The sequence below is a fragment of the Citrobacter sp. Cy070 genome, assembly GCF_030332245.1.
Taxonomy (GTDB): Bacteria; Pseudomonadota; Gammaproteobacteria; order Enterobacterales; family Enterobacteriaceae; genus Citrobacter; species Citrobacter youngae.
This window is the reverse complement of sequence record NZ_JAOWIG010000086.1, coordinates 74,723-89,672: the sequence shown is the minus strand read 5'-3', so window position 1 is coordinate 89,672 and position 14,950 is coordinate 74,723. Positions and strand designations below refer to the sequence as shown.

Here is a 14,950-nt window from a genome sequence, read left to right as displayed (position 1 = left end):
GTCTCCTGGCGCACCTTTTTTTATCCTTCGATGCTACTTGTTACACTTATGTTGCCCTACCGATCACTTAATCGTGTTTGCTCACCCCGCAAAGCCTTTTCTGCGATACAATGCCTTCAGGTTATGAATCGGAGAGTAAGGCATGCCACACCCCGCGTTAACGCAACTGCGTGCTCTGCGTTATTTTGATGCGATCCCGTCGCTTGCCCCTCAATTGCTCGACTGGTTGTTACTGGAAGATTCGATGACCAAACGCTTTGAGCAGCAGGGAAAACAGGTCACCGTAACATTGATACGAGAAGGATTCGTTGGGCAAAATGAGGTCGCTGAAGAGTTGACGCTGCTGCCGGCAGAATCCCGCTATTGGTTGCGGGAAATCCTGTTATGCGCGGATGGTGAGCCATGGCTTGCCGGGCGGACCGTGGTGCCTGAATCCACCTTGTGCGGCCCCGAACTGGCTTTACAAAATCTGGGGAAAACCCCGCTCGGGCGCTATCTGTTTACATCATCGACATTGACCCGCGATTTTATTGAGATTGGCCGCGATGCAGCGCTGTGGGGGCGTCGTTCCCGACTGCGGCTGAGCGGTAAGCCGCTGATGCTTACCGAGCTTTTTTTGCCTGCATCGCCGTTGTACTGAGAGGAAGATAAAGATGGAGTGGAGTCTGACGCAGAGTAAGCTGCTGGCGTTTCACCGCTTGATGCGTACGGATAAGCCAATTGGCGCCTTACTGCTGCTCTGGCCGACGTTGTGGGCGCTGTGGGTAGCGACCCCTGGTGTACCGCAATTATGGATACTGGCGGTGTTTGTCGCCGGAGTGTGGCTGATGCGCGCTGCCGGATGCGTGGTGAATGATTACGCCGACAGGAAATTTGACGGACACGTCAAACGGACCGCAAACCGGCCGCTGCCGAGCGGTGCAGTCACGGAGAAAGAGGCCCGAACACTGTTTGTTGTGCTGGTGTTGCTGGCCTTCCTGCTGGTTCTGACTCTTAACACGATGACGATTTTGTTGTCCGTTGCCGCGTTAGCACTGGCGTGGGTTTATCCCTTCATGAAACGCTATACGCACCTGCCGCAGGTGGTGCTGGGGGCGGCGTTTGGCTGGTCTATTCCCATGGCGTTCGCCGCCGTGAGCGAGTCCGTACCGCTGAGCTGCTGGCTGATGTTCCTCGCCAACATTCTCTGGGCGGTGGCGTATGACACGCAGTATGCGATGGTTGATCGTGATGACGATCTGAAGATTGGCATTAAATCGACCGCCATTCTGTTTGGCCAAAACGACAAGCTGATTATTGGCATTCTGCAGGTCGGTGTGCTGGCGCTGATGGCGATGGTGGGGTGGTTAAACGGGTTGGGGCTGGGCTATTACTGGTCACTGCTGGTGGCGGGCGCGCTGTTTGTGTATCAGCAGAAACTGATTGTCGATCGTGAACGGGATGCCTGCTTTAAAGCGTTTATGAACAATAACTATGTGGGGCTGGTACTGTTCTTAGGGCTGGCGATGAGCTACTGGCACCTTTGAGTTTGGCTTAGCCTGCAAAATAAAAACCGGTCATTTCGACCGGTTTTTTTATGCTTACTCGCCCTGCGTTGCGCTTTCGATGGTCAGACGCACATCGGACGTGACCAGCTCGGCCAGCATCTGATAGATCTTCATCGTCTCTTCCGGTTCGGCATCACCGGTATCGCTGATGTAGCCCTCGTCACGCAGCGTCAGCACCAGGGAGCTGAACACGGCTTTATCGAAGAACTCAGGCGCGTTGATACCGTGCAGCACGGAAAGACGTTGTGCCACGGTGCGGCTCTCTTTCTCCAGGGTACTGCGGTTGATGGACGGGTTCGCACTCAGCAGCCAGAAGGTAATGGCATAGCGCTGCAGCGTTTCACGCGCGCCCGCAGCCAACAGCTGCAGCGTGCGAGAATGAACCGGGTTGATATGCAGCTCATCGTTCTGCAGGGTTATCAGACCCTGACGTTGCATTTCGTTGGCCAGCTCGTCAATTACCCCGGCAAGCTCATCACGCTCCCAACGCAGGAACAACTCGGCTTTCAGCATCGGGTACAGCGCTTCAATATGCTGCTGCAATGCGGCGCGTGAAATCCGGCGGTGCTGAGTCACAATCGCGGCCATCAACGAAGGCAGAACCAGCATGTGGGCAATGTTGTTGCGGTAGTAGGTCATCAGTACCGCCTGCTCGCGCGGCAGAATGATGATGTCACCGATGGTGTCTTTCTCAACCTCAAACTTGTTCATCTGCAAGGCGTGGTCGATCAGTTCACTGGCGCTCTGCGCGGGAACGGTTGAGTCCGTCGCGTACGGCACGTTGCGCAGCAGGCTCAGGTAGCAGTCGAGCTGCTCGGTTAACTGTTCACGGGTCAAAGAGCGCTGGCGGGAAGCCAACAGCGCGGTACAACACAGGTTCATGGCGTTGGCCGCGCCTGCGTTGTTAATGCGCACCATCAGATCGGCAGCAATGTTATTCACCGTCGGCGTCAGCCAGGCCGGACGGATAGACTCGATAGGATCGATAGATTCACGCCACTCCGGCACATGCTGGTTGAGGTAAGTCATCAGCGGCATTGGTTCGCCAAAGTTAACGTAGCCCTGACCCAGATTACGCAGCTTGCTTAAACCACGCAGCATTTGCGGCAGGCTCTCTTTTTCTTTCGTCGCGCCACGCAGCTCTTTGGCGTAGGTGCCCACTTCCATTACGTGCTCGTAGCCGATGTAGATCGGTACGAGGGTAATCGGACGCGTACCGCCGCGCAGCATCGCCTGAATGGTCATCGACAGCGTGCCGGTTTTCGGGTCGAGCAGGCGGCCGGTACGCGACCGCCCACCTTCGACAAAGTACTCAACCGAATAGCCGCGGCTGAACAACTCGCCCAGGTATTCGCGGAATACGGTGGAATAGAGCTTATTGCCTTTAAACGTACGACGAATAAAGAATGCGCCCAGACGGCGGAAAATCGGACCTGCCGGCCAGAAGTTCAGGTTGATCCCTGCCGCGATATGCGGTGGAACCAGTCCCTGATGGTACAGAACGTACGACAGCAGCATGTAGTCCATATGGCTGCGGTGGCACGGCACATAGACGATTTCATGTCCGTCGTGCGCCAGTTGGCGTACGCGCTCCGCATTATGAACGTTAATCCCCTGATACAGACGGTTCCAGGTAAAGCCCAGAATACGGTCCGTCAAACGGATCATTTCGTAGGAGAAGTTGGCGGCAATCTCTTCCATCAATGCGATAGCGTTTTGCTGCGCTTTTTCATGGGAGATTTTTTTGCTGCGTGCTTCATCTTCCACCGCGCGTGCGATGGCTTTTGAGGCCAGCAGTTTATTAAACAGATCCTGGCGGGCAGGAAGGCGAGGGCCAACCGCCGCTAAGCGCTGGCGGGCAAAGTGCATACGCGCCACGCGTGCCAGTTTCTGCGCGATGGTTTTATCTGTGCCGTGTTCGTCTGCCATGCGGCGCAGGGAGACGGAAGGTGAGAAGCGGACAAAGCTGTCGCGGCCCAGCCAGGACACAGCAAAGAATTTCTGTACGCCATTCAGCATGCGCAGTGGTGGATTGACTTCGCCTTTCTCGCGCCCAGGAGCACGGCCAAACATCACAGACACCGGCACCATCTGAACATCCAGATCGGGGTTGCTGCGATGTAAGTCGAGATAGTTATGGAACAACTTGATGGACTCTTCTTTTGGCGTGTAATAGGTGAATACACGCGGGCCGCCGTGTATAAACACGTAGCGCGGCAGCAAAGTCCCGTCTATCTCCAGCGGTTCCAGGGGATCAGGGAGGTCGTGCACCAGGCATTGGGCACGCAGCGTCAGCAAGTCAGCTTTTGAGTTGTACGGTAAGACGTACATAATGGGACGAGAGGTATCGAGTCCCAATTCCGGGGCGGGTTCCGCCGGGATAGACTTGCTTTTTACCAGGATGCTTAATGGTAAATTCAGTAATTTGTAGTAAATTCGTGGCCAGCCGGACATAAACGATGTAAAGCCTCTGGTTAATAATGCAAATGCGCTGCAAGGATATCAGAAAGTTTAGTGAATTTCTGTGGTATCCCGTCATACTTCGCGCAGCTTTGCTTATGCCCTGAAACAAACAGGGTAACGATGCAATAATACTCACGCTAATAATGTAAAAAGGTTCTTTTGATGGCCAATAATACCACTGGATTCACTCGGATTATCAAAGCAGCAGGCTATTCCTGGCAAGGTTTCCGCGCAGCATGGATCAATGAGGCGGCATTTCGTCAGGAAAGCGTTGCCGTACTGTTGGGGGTAGCAATTGCCTGCTGGCTGGACGTTGACGCGATTACCCGCGTACTGCTGATTGGTTCGGTGATGCTGGTGATGATCGTTGAAATTCTGAATAGCGCCATTGAGGCGGTTGTCGACCGAATTGGTTCTGAGTATCACGAGCTTTCTGGTCGGGCGAAAGATATGGGATCGGCTGCGGTATTGCTTTCTATTTTTGTCGCTGTGATCACCTGGGGCATCCTGTTGTGGTCGCATTTGCGATAAAGATTCCACAACTTCATAAATCTCCTGTTTTTTGTGCAGTTTGCGGTTCCAAATTCGCCTTTAGCTGTATATACTCACAGCATAACTGTATATACACCCAGGGGGCGGAATGAAAGCGTTAACGGCCAGGCAGCAAGAGGTGTTTGATCTCATTAGAGATCACATCAGCCAGACAGGTATGCCACCGACGCGTGCGGAGATCGCGCAGCGTTTGGGGTTCCGTTCCCCAAACGCGGCTGAAGAACACCTGAAAGCACTGGCGCGTAAAGGTGTGCTGGAAATCGTTTCTGGCGCATCGCGTGGTATTCGCCTGCTGCAGGAAGAAGAGGAAGGCTTACCGCTTGTTGGTCGTGTCGCGGCCGGTGAGCCACTTCTGGCACAGCAGCACATCGAAGGCCATTACCAGGTTGACCCATCACTGTTCAAACCGAACGCCGACTTTCTGCTGCGCGTCAGCGGTATGTCGATGAAAGATATCGGGATTATGGATGGCGATTTACTGGCTGTGCATAAAACGCAGGACGTGCGTAACGGCCAGGTTGTTGTTGCCCGTATTGATGATGAAGTCACGGTTAAGCGCCTGAAAAAGCAGGGCAACAAGGTTGAACTTCTGCCGGAAAACAGTGAATTTAAACCTATCGTTGTCGATCTGCGCGAGCAAAACTTCACCATTGAAGGGTTGGCTGTCGGCGTAATTCGTAACGGTGAATGGCTGTAATGATCTGCTGATTTCCTGTCGGCCGGAAAGGGCGTTTACGCTGCTCTCCGGCAAATTGCCCGATGATGCTACGCTTATCGGGCCTACAAAAACGCGTTAATTTCTTTTCAGGCTCTTTTCCATGCCTTTCTTTACCTCCTCTGATAAAGCACTCTGGCACCTTGCCTTACCGATGATTTTCTCCAACATCACTGTTCCACTGCTGGGGCTGGTGGATACCGCAGTGATTGGTCATTTGGATAGCCCGGTCTACCTGGGTGGCGTTGCTGTCGGCGCAACAGCGACCAGTTTTCTCTTTATGCTGCTGCTGTTTTTACGCATGAGTACCACCGGCCTGACGGCCCAGGCGTTCGGTGCGAAAAATCCTCAGGCGCTGGCGCGCGCGCTGGTACAACCGCTGATACTGGCGCTGGGAGCGGGGCTGTTTATCGCGCTGTTTCGCACGCCGATTATCGATTTAGCGCTGCATATTGTCGGGGGTAGTGAAGCGGTACTGGAACAAGCCCGGCGTTTCCTGGAAATCCGCTGGCTAAGCGCGCCCGCCTCACTGGCCAATCTGGTGCTGCTCGGCTGGTTGCTTGGCGTACAATATGCGCGTGCGCCGGTTATCCTGCTGATTGTCGGCAATATTCTCAACATTGCGCTCGATTTATGGCTGGTGATGGGCCTGCATATGAACGTGCAGGGTGCAGCACTGGCGACGGTGATTGCCGAATATGCCACGCTGCTTATCGGTCTGATGATGGTACGCAAAGTCCTGCATTTGCGCGGAGTTTCGCTGGCAATGCTGAAGCAGGCGTGGCGTGGCAACTTCCGCCGTTTGCTGGCGCTCAACCGTGACATCATGCTGCGTTCGCTGCTGTTGCAACTCTGCTTTGGTGCTATCACGGTACTCGGGGCTCGCCTCGGTAGCGATGTCATTGCGGTCAATGCCGTTCTGATGACCCTGCTAACCTTTACCGCCTATGCGCTGGACGGATTTGCCTATGCAGTGGAAGCGCACTCTGGCCAGGCCTATGGGGCACGCGATGGTAGCCAGTTGCTGGATGTCTGGCGGGCGGCCTGCCGGCAGTCGGGTATTGTGGCCGTCCTGTTTTCGATGGTTTATGCCCTGTTCGGCGAGCAGATTGTGGCGCTGCTGACCTCGCTGCCGCAAATCCAACACCTGGCTGATCGCTATCTTTTCTGGCAGGTGGTTTTGCCGCTGGTGGGTGTGTGGTGTTATCTGCTGGACGGCATGTTTATTGGCGCAACGCGTGCCGTAGAAATGCGCAACAGTATGGCCGTTGCCGCAGTGGGATTCGCCTTAACGCTCCTGACTTTACCGCTGCTGGGAAACCACGGCTTGTGGCTGGCGTTAACCGTTTTTCTCGCGCTGCGCGGGCTTTCACTAGCCTTCATCTGGCGACGTCACTGGCGTAATGGCACCTGGTTTGCCTGATGCCTATGGTTAAAAATTCCGAATAGTAAATAAAACCCAGAATCCCTGACTACACTTACTATCACGTCCAGCAAAAACAGCATGTATTCGGGCGCGGCACTCTCGCTATTCACAACCTAACGATGAGGACTTGATGATGAATAAAGACGAAGTCAGTGGTAACTGGAAACAGTTCAAAGGTAAAGTGAAAGAGCAATGGGGCAAACTGACCGATGATGATATGACGGTCATTGAAGGTAAACGCGACCAGCTGGTTGGTAAAGTCCAGGAACGATACGGGTACGCGAAAGATCAGGCGGAGAAAGAAGTTAAAGATTGGGAAAAACGCAACGATTACCGCTGGTAATTAACCCCTCCCTCCTGAGAGTACAAGGACGTACGCTCTTTTATTTACCGCCCGACTTTCTTTTTCACCTGAATGGTATGGTCATGCTGGCATTCGCCAGGATGGCGGCATGATTCAACTTCCACACATGCCGGACACAGGCCGTGGGCTTCAATCACATTATGGCGCAGAGCAAATCCCATTTTAGCTGCCAGCGTATGCATAATATCTTCCACGCCTTCCGCACACTCTTCTTTTACCACGCCACAGCGGTCGCAGATGAACATTGCGGAACTGTGGGTTGGCTGATCGAACAGATGGCAAAGCACATAGCTGTTGGTTGACTCCACTTTGTGCACAAAACCTTGTTCAAGCAGAAAATCGAGCGCACGATAGACGGTAGGCGGCTTAGCCTGTGGTTCGGTTTCCCTTAACAGATCAAGCAGATCGTAAGCGCTGATTGCCCCTTCCTGCAGGCTCATCAGGCGCAGCACTTCGAGGCGTTGTGGCGTGAGCCGCACGTTACGTTGCGCACAGAGTTTTTCAGCTTGAGCCAATAACTCCTGCGTGGTGGTTTTGTCCATTTGGCGCCTCGATTTGCGTGGAAGGTTAATCCCTTACTTTATCATGTTCTGCTTAAAACGCCGAGATCCACCGCTGTGTGCTATACCTGACGCATCGCAACACTGGAAAATTAACATGAAAAGACCCGATTGTATTCGTCACTGGCGTGAAGTTGAGGAGCCTGATGACTCCACCTATCCAGGCAGCGATGAGCTTTTTTCTATTGGCGCGCCGCTGGCCCGCAGGTTGGGGTTAGGGCGATTAGGCATCCATCACGAACGTCTGCCGCCGGGTCGGCGTACTTCTTATCCACACGCTGAAAGTGATGAAGAAGAGTTCATCTACGTGCTGGAAGGGTACCCGGAAGCCTGGATAAATGGTTACTTATGGAAGCTGGAACCCGGCGACAGCGTTGGTTTTCCGGCAGGAACCGGTGTGTGCCACACTTTTATCAACAACACCAGTGACGAGATGCGGCTGCTGGTCGTCGGTGAGGCGAACAAGAAGCATAACCGCATCTACTATCCACTCAATCCGGTCTATGCAGTCACGCGTGAAGATCGCTGGGTTGATCATCCTCCACAGTTTTTTGGTCCACACGACGGAAAACCTGGGCGGAAATGACGATCCACGCGAACGAAGGGCGCTATCCACGATGATGTGGCTCACTATCGCAACGGTCTATGCTATAGTAGCGCCCCTTTTTTAACCGGATGCTTGAATATTCGCCATGCTGCCTGAATCTCAGTCTACCGCTTTTCCCGCTCATCGTTTTTCTATCGCGCCGATGCTCGACTGGACGGACAGACACTGCCGCTACTTTTTGCGCCTGCTGTCCCGCCAGACGTTGCTCTATACGGAGATGGTGACTACCGGGGCAATTATTCATGGCAAAGGCGATTACCTGGCGTATAGCGAAGAAGAACATCCGGTTGCACTTCAGCTAGGTGGGAGCGATCCGGCTGCGTTGGCCCAGTGCGCAAAGCTGGCTGAAGCACGAGGTTATGACGAGATTAACCTCAACGTCGGCTGCCCTTCCGATCGCGTACAAAACGGCATGTTTGGCGCTTGCCTGATGGGGAATGCGCAACTGGTCGCCGATTGCGTGAAGGCGATGCGCGACGCGGTGTCGATTCCGGTAACGGTGAAAACCCGTATCGGCATTGATGATCAGGACAGCTACGAATTCCTCTGCGATTTCATCAACACGGTATCTGGCAACGGCGAATGTGAGATGTTTATCATCCACGCCCGCAAGGCCTGGCTGTCGGGGTTAAGCCCGAAAGAAAACCGCGAAATCCCACCGCTGGATTATGACCGTGTTTATCAGTTGAAGCGTGATTTCCCGCAGTTGACGATGTCGATTAACGGCGGAATTAAATCACTGGAAGAAGCAAAAACGCATCTGCAATATATGGACGGCGTAATGGTGGGCCGGGAAGCCTATCAAAATCCGGGGATTCTGGCGTCGGTCGACCGTGAAATTTTTGCTGCGACCACGCCGGATGCAGACCCTGTCGCCGTGGTGCGTGCCATGTATCCCTATATTGAGCGGGAGCTGAGTAAAGGTACGTATCTGGGGCATGTGACCCGCCACATGCTGGGGTTGTTCCAGGGAATTCCAGGCGCACGCCAATGGCGTCGTTATCTGAGTGAAAATGCGCATAAAGCCGGGGCCGATATTAACGTTCTGGAACACGCGCTGAAACTGGTGGCAGACAAGCGTTAAGTTTTCACCAAAAGTTAGTTAATTTCACCACGCCCTGCGCTTTGTCGCGGGGCGTTTTCTTTATAAATCAATACATTATTTTTGGCATGTTTCTTGTAAAGCAATGGAGAGAATTTCATTTCGGGAGAGCGTTATGCTGGAACTACTTTTTGTGATTGGTTTTTTTATCATGCTGATGGTCACTGGCATATCACTGTTGGGCATCCTCGCCGCGCTGATGGTGGCGACGGCAGTAATGTTCCTCGGTGGGATGTTTGCGTTGATGATTAAACTGTTACCCTGGCTGTTACTGGCCGTTGCCGTGGTGTGGGTTATCAAGGCGATAAAAGCGCCAAAAGTCCCACAGTATCAGCGCAATAACCGCCGATTTTACTAAGGTATTGAGCGGTGCGTCACAACCTGCAACATTGCCTTTAGAACCAAATAGGAATTGATTATCAAATCTGTCACTATTGCCAGGTTAACGAATTCATCGAGCTGTACCCTACATACAGCCGAACTAAAAAAAGAAAGGGCTTCCCATGGGAAGCCCTAATCTTTAGGGGAAGTCGGAGCATTATGGGATTAGCAAACTCGATCCCTGCGTGGCCCTGCTTTCCAGTGCTTCATGGGCTCGTTGCGCGTCACTTAACGCAAATTTCTGACCCGGCGCGACATCCACTTTGATCACCCCGCTGGCAATCAGCGAGAATAGCTCATTGCTGGCTTCGGTTAATTCGCGGTGATTGGTGATATACCCCTGGAGTGAAGGACGGGTCACGTACAGCGAACCTTTCTGGTTCAGAATACCTAAGTTCACGCCAGTCACCGGCCCGGAAGCATTACCAAAGCTGACCATTAGTCCCCGGCGCTGTAAACAATCCAGCGAGGCTTCCCAGGTATCTTTTCCCACCGAGTCGTATACCACCCGCACTTTTTTACCTCCGGTTATCTCCTTAACCCGTTCGACGATACTTTCTTCACGGTAGTTAATGACCTGCCATGCGCCGGCCTGCAGCGCAATTTGCGCTTTTTGTGCACTGCCGACGGTGCCAATCAGCTTCGCGCCTAATGCTTTTGCCCACTGGCAGGCAATCATCCCGACGCCGCCCGCAGCCGCATGGAACAAAAACGGCTCATCAGGCTGAATTTCATAGGTTTTACGCAGCAGATAAAAAACGGTTAACCCTTTCAGGAATGAGGCTGCGGCTTGTTCAAATGAGATAGCGTTGGGTAGGATGGCGGCTTTATCGGCCGGAACGTTATGCACTGAGCTGTAAGCGCCAAGCGCTGACTGCGCATACACCACGCGATCGCCAGCTTTAATGTGCGTCACTTTGCTCCCCACTTTGCTGACTACGCCGGCGGCTTCGGTTCCCAGACCGCTGGGCAGAGAAGGCGGTGGATAAAGACCACTGCGGATGTAAGTGTCGATATAGTTGATGCCAATCGCTTTGTTCTCGACCTGGATTTCGTTCTCTGCCGGATCTGCAGGCGTAAACTCGACGACCTGAAGCACTTCAGGACCACCATGCTTGTGAAATTCAATACGCGTTGCCATGCTTCCTCCAAAAGAAATGTGGTAATCTTTCGACCCAATCATTATCTCGGTAACTCCATTCACTATGGCAGGAAATAAACCCTTCAACAAACAACAGACTGATGCTCGTGAGCGCGATCCCCAGGTCGCCGGGCTGAAAGTACCGCCGCACTCGATTGAAGCGGAACAGTCGGTGTTGGGCGGTTTAATGCTGGATAACGAACGCTGGGACGATGTGGCCGAGCGCGTGGTGGCGGAAGATTTCTATACCCGACCGCACCGGCACATCTTCACGGAAATGCATCGACTGCAGGAGATGGGAAAACCTATCGACCTGATCACGCTCGCAGAATCGCTGGAGGTTCAGGGACAACTGGACAGCGTCGGCGGCTTTGCTTACCTGGCTGAGTTATCTAAAAACACGCCAAGTGCGGCGAACATTAGTGCTTATGCGGATATCGTCCGCGAACGCGCCGTTGTTCGTGACATGATTTCGGTGGCCCATGAAATTGCGGAAGCTGGTTTCGATCCACAAGGGCGCTCCAGTGAAGACCTGCTGGATCTTGCGGAATCCCGCGTCTTTAAAATCGCTGAAAGCCGTGCCAACAAAGACGAAGGCCCGAAAAACATCACCGATGTGCTCGACGCAACCGTCGCGCGTATCGAGCAGTTGTTCCAGCAGCCGCACGACGGCGTCACCGGCGTAAACACCGGTTATGACGACCTCAACAAAAAGACCGCGGGTCTACAGCCGTCGGACTTGATTATCGTCGCCGCGCGTCCGTCGATGGGTAAAACGACATTTGCAATGAACCTCGTCGAAAATGCGGCGATGTTGCAGGATAAGCCGGTTCTTATCTTCAGTCTTGAAATGCCCTCAGAACAAATCATGATGCGTTCTTTGGCCTCGCTTTCGCGCGTGGACCAGACCAAAATCCGTACCGGTCAACTGGATGATGAAGACTGGGCGCGAATTTCCGGAACAATGGGTATTTTGCTGGAGAAACGAAACATCTATATTGATGATTCTTCCGGCCTGACGCCAACGGAAGTGCGCTCGCGTGCTCGTCGTATCGCCCGTGAACACGGCGGTATCGGCCTTATCATGATCGACTACCTGCAACTGATGCGTGTACCGTCGCTCTCCGATAACCGTACGCTGGAAATTGCTGAAATTTCCCGCTCGCTGAAGGCGTTAGCAAAAGAACTGCATGTGCCGGTGGTAGCGCTATCGCAGCTTAACCGTTCACTGGAACAACGCGCGGACAAGCGTCCGGTCAACTCGGATCTGCGTGAATCCGGCTCCATCGAACAGGATGCCGACTTAATCATGTTTATCTATCGTGATGAGGTTTATCACGAAAACAGTGACTTAAAAGGCATCGCCGAAATTATTATTGGTAAGCAGCGTAACGGTCCGATCGGTACGGTGCGCCTGACGTTTAACGGACAGTGGTCCCGCTTCGACAACTATGCCGGTCCTCAATATGATGATGAGTAATTTCTAAGGAATACAAATGCAAGCGGCAACTGTAGTCATTAACCGCCGCGCTCTGCGACACAACCTGCAACGTCTGCGTGAACTGGCTCCTGCCAGCAAACTGGTTGCGGTCGTGAAAGCGAACGCTTACGGCCACGGTCTGTTAGAGACTGCGCGAACGCTCCCCGATGCGGACGCTTTTGGTGTCGCTCGTCTTGAAGAAGCCCTGCGGCTGCGAGCGGGAGGGATCACGCAGCCCATCCTGCTGCTGGAGGGATTTTTTGATGCCGCCGATCTGCCGACGATCTCCGCGCAGCGTCTGCATACTGCCGTCCACAACCAGGAGCAGCTTGAAGCCCTGGAAGCCGCAGAACTGGCTGAACCGGTCACCGTCTGGATGAAGCTCGACACGGGGATGCACCGCCTGGGCGTGCGCCCTGAGCAGGCCGAAGCGTTTTATCAGCGTTTAACGCAATGTGACAACGTGCGCCAGCCGGTTAATATCGTCAGCCACTTTGCGCGCGCGGATGAACCTGAATGCGGCGCGACGGAAAAACAGCTCGATATCTTTAATAGCTTTTGCGAGGGAAAACCTGGACAGCGTTCAATTGCTGCGTCGGGTGGTATTTTGCTGTGGCCCCAGTCCCACTTCGACTGGGCGCGTCCGGGGCTGATTCTGTACGGCGTATCGCCGCTGGAAAACCACTCTATCGGCGCCGATTTTGGCTGTCAGCCGGTGATGTCGCTGACCTCCAGCCTGATTGCGGTGCGTGAGCACAAAGCGGGCGAGCCGGTTGGCTATGGTGGAACCTGGCAAAGCGAGCGCGACACGCGTCTCGGCGTGGTGGCGATGGGCTACGGCGACGGTTATCCGCGCGCAGCGCCGTCCGGGACGCCGGTGCTGGTTAATGGCCGTGAAGTGCCGATCGTCGGCCGCGTCGCGATGGATATGATCTGCGTCGATTTAGGCCCCGAGGCGCAGGATAAAGCTGGCGATTCGGTGATCCTGTGGGGGGAAGGCCTGCCCGTTGAACGCATTGCTGAAATGACGAAAGTAAGTGCTTACGAACTTATTACGCGCCTGACGTCGCGCGTGGCGATGAAGTATATCGATTAAGCGCATGATGTGCCGGATAAGGCGGTTACGCCGCTATCCGGCAATATTCCTCTCAACATCCTCTCGATCTTCTCCTGCTTCCGGTTTATTGTGTTCATATCCTCTGCCTGTAAACCTGGAGAACCACACGTGTTTCAAAAAGTTGACGCCTACGCCGGCGACCCGATTTTATCGCTCATGGAGCGGTTCAAAGAAGATTCACGTAGCGACAAAGTGAACCTCAGCATTGGCCTGTATTACAACGAAGATGGGATTATTCCTCAGCTTAAAGCGGTAGCGGAAGCGGAAGCCAGACTCAATGCCAAACCGCATGGCGCTTCGCTGTATCTGCCGATGGAAGGTCTGAACGCTTATCGCCATACTATTGCGCCGTTGCTGTTTGGGGCGCAGCATCCGGTACTCCAGCAACAGCGCGTGGCAACCATTCAGACGCTGGGCGGCTCCGGCGCGCTAAAGGTTGGCGCAGACTTCCTGAAGCGCTATTTCCCTGATTCTGGCGTGTGGGTCAGCGATCCGACCTGGGAAAACCACATCGCGATTTTTGAAGGGGCGGGATTCGAAGTAAGTACTTACCCATGGTATGACAACGCGACTAATGGCGTGCGTTTCAACGATCTGCTGGCAGCGCTGAATACCTTACCGGTGCGTAGCATTGTGCTGCTGCATCCGTGCTGCCATAACCCCACGGGTGCGGATTTAACACCAGCACAGTGGGATGCGGTGATTGAGATCCTGAAAGCGCGCGACCTGATCCCGTTCCTCGACATTGCCTACCAGGGTTTTGGTGGCGGAATGGAAGATGATGCGTACGCCATCCGTGCGATTGCGAGTGCTGGTTTACCAACTCTGGTTAGCAACTCATTCTCCAAAATTTTCTCATTGTATGGCGAACGTGTTGGCGGGCTTTCTGTGGTGTGTGAAGACGCCGATGCTGCCAGCCGCGTTCTGGGGCAGCTAAAAGCGACGGTGCGCCGGAACTACTCCAGTCCGCCAAACTTTGGTGCGCAGGTGGTTGCCGCGGTACTGGGGGATGAAGAGCTGAAAGCGAGCTGGCTGGCGGAAGTTGAGGCAATGCGTACCCGCATTCTGGCGATGCGTCAGGAACTGGTTAACGTATTGAATGCGGAGATCCCGGGCCGTAACTTTGATTACCTGCTGCAACAGCGCGGTATGTTCAGCTATACCGGGCTCAGCGCCGCTCAGGTCGATCGCCTGCGCGATGAGTTTGGTGTTTACCTGATAGCCAGCGGACGTATGTGCGTGGCCGGGTTGAATCACGGTAATGTGCAGCGCGTGGCGAAGGCATTTGCCGCCGTCATGTAATCGGCTTTGTGTGATGCCGGATGGCGCGTAAACGCCTTATCTGTCCTACAAGGATACATGGATTTTAGTTTGTAGGCCTGATAAGCGGAGCGCCATCAGGCGTACTTTCCTGTGTGATCATGCTCCTTTTCCTGGACAAAACCAGAGAAAATCCTTCCTTTCCCTTCCCCCAGGGGGTAAGGTCAGATAGTTT

Annotated in this window: 15 protein-coding genes; 12 read left to right on the top strand and 3 right to left on the bottom strand. The window is 53.9% G+C overall.

From position 1 onward, the window contains the following. The first annotated feature begins 142 nt into the window (after positions 1–142). Positions 143–640 carry a chorismate lyase gene (ubiC, locus tag OGY19_RS18220; protein WP_115601150.1) on the top strand — a complete coding sequence of 166 codons (498 nt, stop codon included), beginning with the start codon at positions 143–145 and terminating at the stop codon, positions 638–640. 13 nt (positions 641–653) lie between these two features. Beyond that, positions 654–1,526: a 4-hydroxybenzoate octaprenyltransferase gene (ubiA, locus tag OGY19_RS18215; RefSeq protein WP_048213933.1), complete on the top strand. Its 873-nt coding sequence runs from the start codon at positions 654–656 to the stop codon at positions 1,524–1,526. Between the two features lie 54 nt (positions 1,527–1,580). Here ubiA and plsB read toward each other — a convergent pair whose 3' ends face one another. After that, complete coding sequence (plsB, locus tag OGY19_RS18210; RefSeq protein WP_048213932.1) at positions 1,581–4,001, bottom strand: glycerol-3-phosphate 1-O-acyltransferase PlsB; 2,421 nt, start codon at positions 3,999–4,001, stop codon at positions 1,581–1,583. Positions 4,002–4,172: 171 nt separating this feature from the next. Here plsB and OGY19_RS18205 point away from each other — a divergent pair, with 171 nt between their 5' ends. The 4 genes from OGY19_RS18205 to OGY19_RS18190 all read left to right on the top strand — a co-directional run bounded on the left by OGY19_RS18205 (position 4,173) and on the right by OGY19_RS18190 (position 7,046). Beyond that, positions 4,173–4,541, top strand: coding sequence for a diacylglycerol kinase (locus tag OGY19_RS18205; protein ID WP_048213931.1), 369 nt, complete (start codon positions 4,173–4,175; stop codon positions 4,539–4,541). Positions 4,542–4,650: 109 nt separating this feature from the next. Next, on the top strand, positions 4,651–5,259 hold the full coding sequence (lexA, locus tag OGY19_RS18200) for a transcriptional repressor LexA (protein WP_003826596.1): 609 nt from the start codon (positions 4,651–4,653) through the stop codon (positions 5,257–5,259). A 121-nt stretch (positions 5,260–5,380) separates the two neighbouring features. Continuing rightward, a complete protein-coding gene (dinF, locus tag OGY19_RS18195; protein WP_115601149.1) occupies positions 5,381–6,700 on the top strand; it encodes an MATE family efflux transporter DinF in 1,320 nt (439 codons plus the stop codon). A 136-nt stretch (positions 6,701–6,836) separates the two neighbouring features. Further along, a complete protein-coding gene (locus tag OGY19_RS18190; protein ID WP_005132658.1) occupies positions 6,837–7,046 on the top strand; it encodes a CsbD family protein in 210 nt (69 codons plus the stop codon). A gap of 44 nt (positions 7,047–7,090) precedes the next feature. On the opposite strand, the gene zur is transcribed toward OGY19_RS18190, so the two are convergent. Beyond that, complete coding sequence (gene zur / locus OGY19_RS18185; protein WP_003031709.1) at positions 7,091–7,609, bottom strand: zinc uptake transcriptional repressor Zur; 519 nt, start codon at positions 7,607–7,609, stop codon at positions 7,091–7,093. Positions 7,610–7,724: 115 nt separating this feature from the next. On the opposite strand from zur, the gene OGY19_RS18180 reads away from it, so the two are divergent. The 3 genes from OGY19_RS18180 (at position 7,725) to pspG (ending at position 9,694) form a co-directional block, all read left to right on the top strand. Then, entirely contained in the window at positions 7,725–8,213 is a 489-nt protein-coding gene (locus OGY19_RS18180; protein WP_286596933.1) for a cupin domain-containing protein, read from the top strand. A gap of 106 nt (positions 8,214–8,319) precedes the next feature. After that, positions 8,320–9,318 (top strand): tRNA dihydrouridine(20/20a) synthase DusA, encoded by a 999-nt coding sequence (gene dusA, locus OGY19_RS18175; RefSeq protein ID WP_115601147.1) that lies wholly within the window; start codon positions 8,320–8,322, stop codon positions 9,316–9,318. Positions 9,319–9,451: 133 nt separating this feature from the next. Beyond that, positions 9,452–9,694, top strand: coding sequence for an envelope stress response protein PspG (pspG, locus tag OGY19_RS18170; protein WP_048213926.1), 243 nt, complete (start codon positions 9,452–9,454; stop codon positions 9,692–9,694). Positions 9,695–9,874: 180 nt separating this feature from the next. On the opposite strand, the gene OGY19_RS18165 is transcribed toward pspG, so the two are convergent. Next, positions 9,875–10,858 (bottom strand): quinone oxidoreductase, encoded by a 984-nt coding sequence (locus tag OGY19_RS18165; RefSeq protein WP_115602366.1) that lies wholly within the window; start codon positions 10,856–10,858, stop codon positions 9,875–9,877. A 64-nt stretch (positions 10,859–10,922) separates the two neighbouring features. On the opposite strand from OGY19_RS18165, the gene dnaB reads away from it, so the two are divergent. From dnaB to tyrB, 3 genes are all read left to right on the top strand, one after another. Beyond that, positions 10,923–12,338 carry a replicative DNA helicase gene (gene dnaB, locus OGY19_RS18160; RefSeq protein ID WP_061067020.1) on the top strand — a complete coding sequence of 472 codons (1,416 nt, stop codon included), beginning with the start codon at positions 10,923–10,925 and terminating at the stop codon, positions 12,336–12,338. 16 nt (positions 12,339–12,354) lie between these two features. After that, the gene (gene alr, locus OGY19_RS18155) at positions 12,355–13,434 is read left to right on the top strand and encodes an alanine racemase (protein WP_257748455.1); all 1,080 of its coding nucleotides are present in this window, start codon (positions 12,355–12,357) and stop codon (positions 13,432–13,434) included. Positions 13,435–13,563: 129 nt separating this feature from the next. Next, positions 13,564–14,757 carry an aromatic amino acid transaminase gene (gene tyrB, locus OGY19_RS18150; RefSeq protein WP_115601145.1) on the top strand — a complete coding sequence of 398 codons (1,194 nt, stop codon included), beginning with the start codon at positions 13,564–13,566 and terminating at the stop codon, positions 14,755–14,757. Positions 14,758–14,950 lie beyond the last annotated feature (193 nt).

Coding starts and splice junctions, on each gene's coding strand:
- OGY19_RS18190 (WP_005132658.1), top strand. CDS start 6,837: ATGAATAAAGACGAAGTCAGTGGTAACTGGAAACAGTTCAAAGGTAAA.
- ubiA (WP_048213933.1), top strand. CDS start 654: ATGGAGTGGAGTCTGACGCAGAGTAAGCTGCTGGCGTTTCACCGCTTG.
- OGY19_RS18180 (WP_286596933.1), top strand. CDS start 7,725: ATGAAAAGACCCGATTGTATTCGTCACTGGCGTGAAGTTGAGGAGCCT.
- pspG (WP_048213926.1), top strand. CDS start 9,452: ATGCTGGAACTACTTTTTGTGATTGGTTTTTTTATCATGCTGATGGTC.
- ubiC (WP_115601150.1), top strand. CDS start 143: ATGCCACACCCCGCGTTAACGCAACTGCGTGCTCTGCGTTATTTTGAT.
- OGY19_RS18205 (WP_048213931.1), top strand. CDS start 4,173: ATGGCCAATAATACCACTGGATTCACTCGGATTATCAAAGCAGCAGGC.
- plsB (WP_048213932.1), bottom strand. CDS start 4,001: ATGTCCGGCTGGCCACGAATTTACTACAAATTACTGAATTTACCATTA.
- lexA (WP_003826596.1), top strand. CDS start 4,651: ATGAAAGCGTTAACGGCCAGGCAGCAAGAGGTGTTTGATCTCATTAGA.
- dusA (WP_115601147.1), top strand. CDS start 8,320: ATGCTGCCTGAATCTCAGTCTACCGCTTTTCCCGCTCATCGTTTTTCT.
- dinF (WP_115601149.1), top strand. CDS start 5,381: ATGCCTTTCTTTACCTCCTCTGATAAAGCACTCTGGCACCTTGCCTTA.
- alr (WP_257748455.1), top strand. CDS start 12,355: ATGCAAGCGGCAACTGTAGTCATTAACCGCCGCGCTCTGCGACACAAC.
- OGY19_RS18165 (WP_115602366.1), bottom strand. CDS start 10,858: ATGGCAACGCGTATTGAATTTCACAAGCATGGTGGTCCTGAAGTGCTT.
- dnaB (WP_061067020.1), top strand. CDS start 10,923: ATGGCAGGAAATAAACCCTTCAACAAACAACAGACTGATGCTCGTGAG.
- zur (WP_003031709.1), bottom strand. CDS start 7,609: ATGGACAAAACCACCACGCAGGAGTTATTGGCTCAAGCTGAAAAACTC.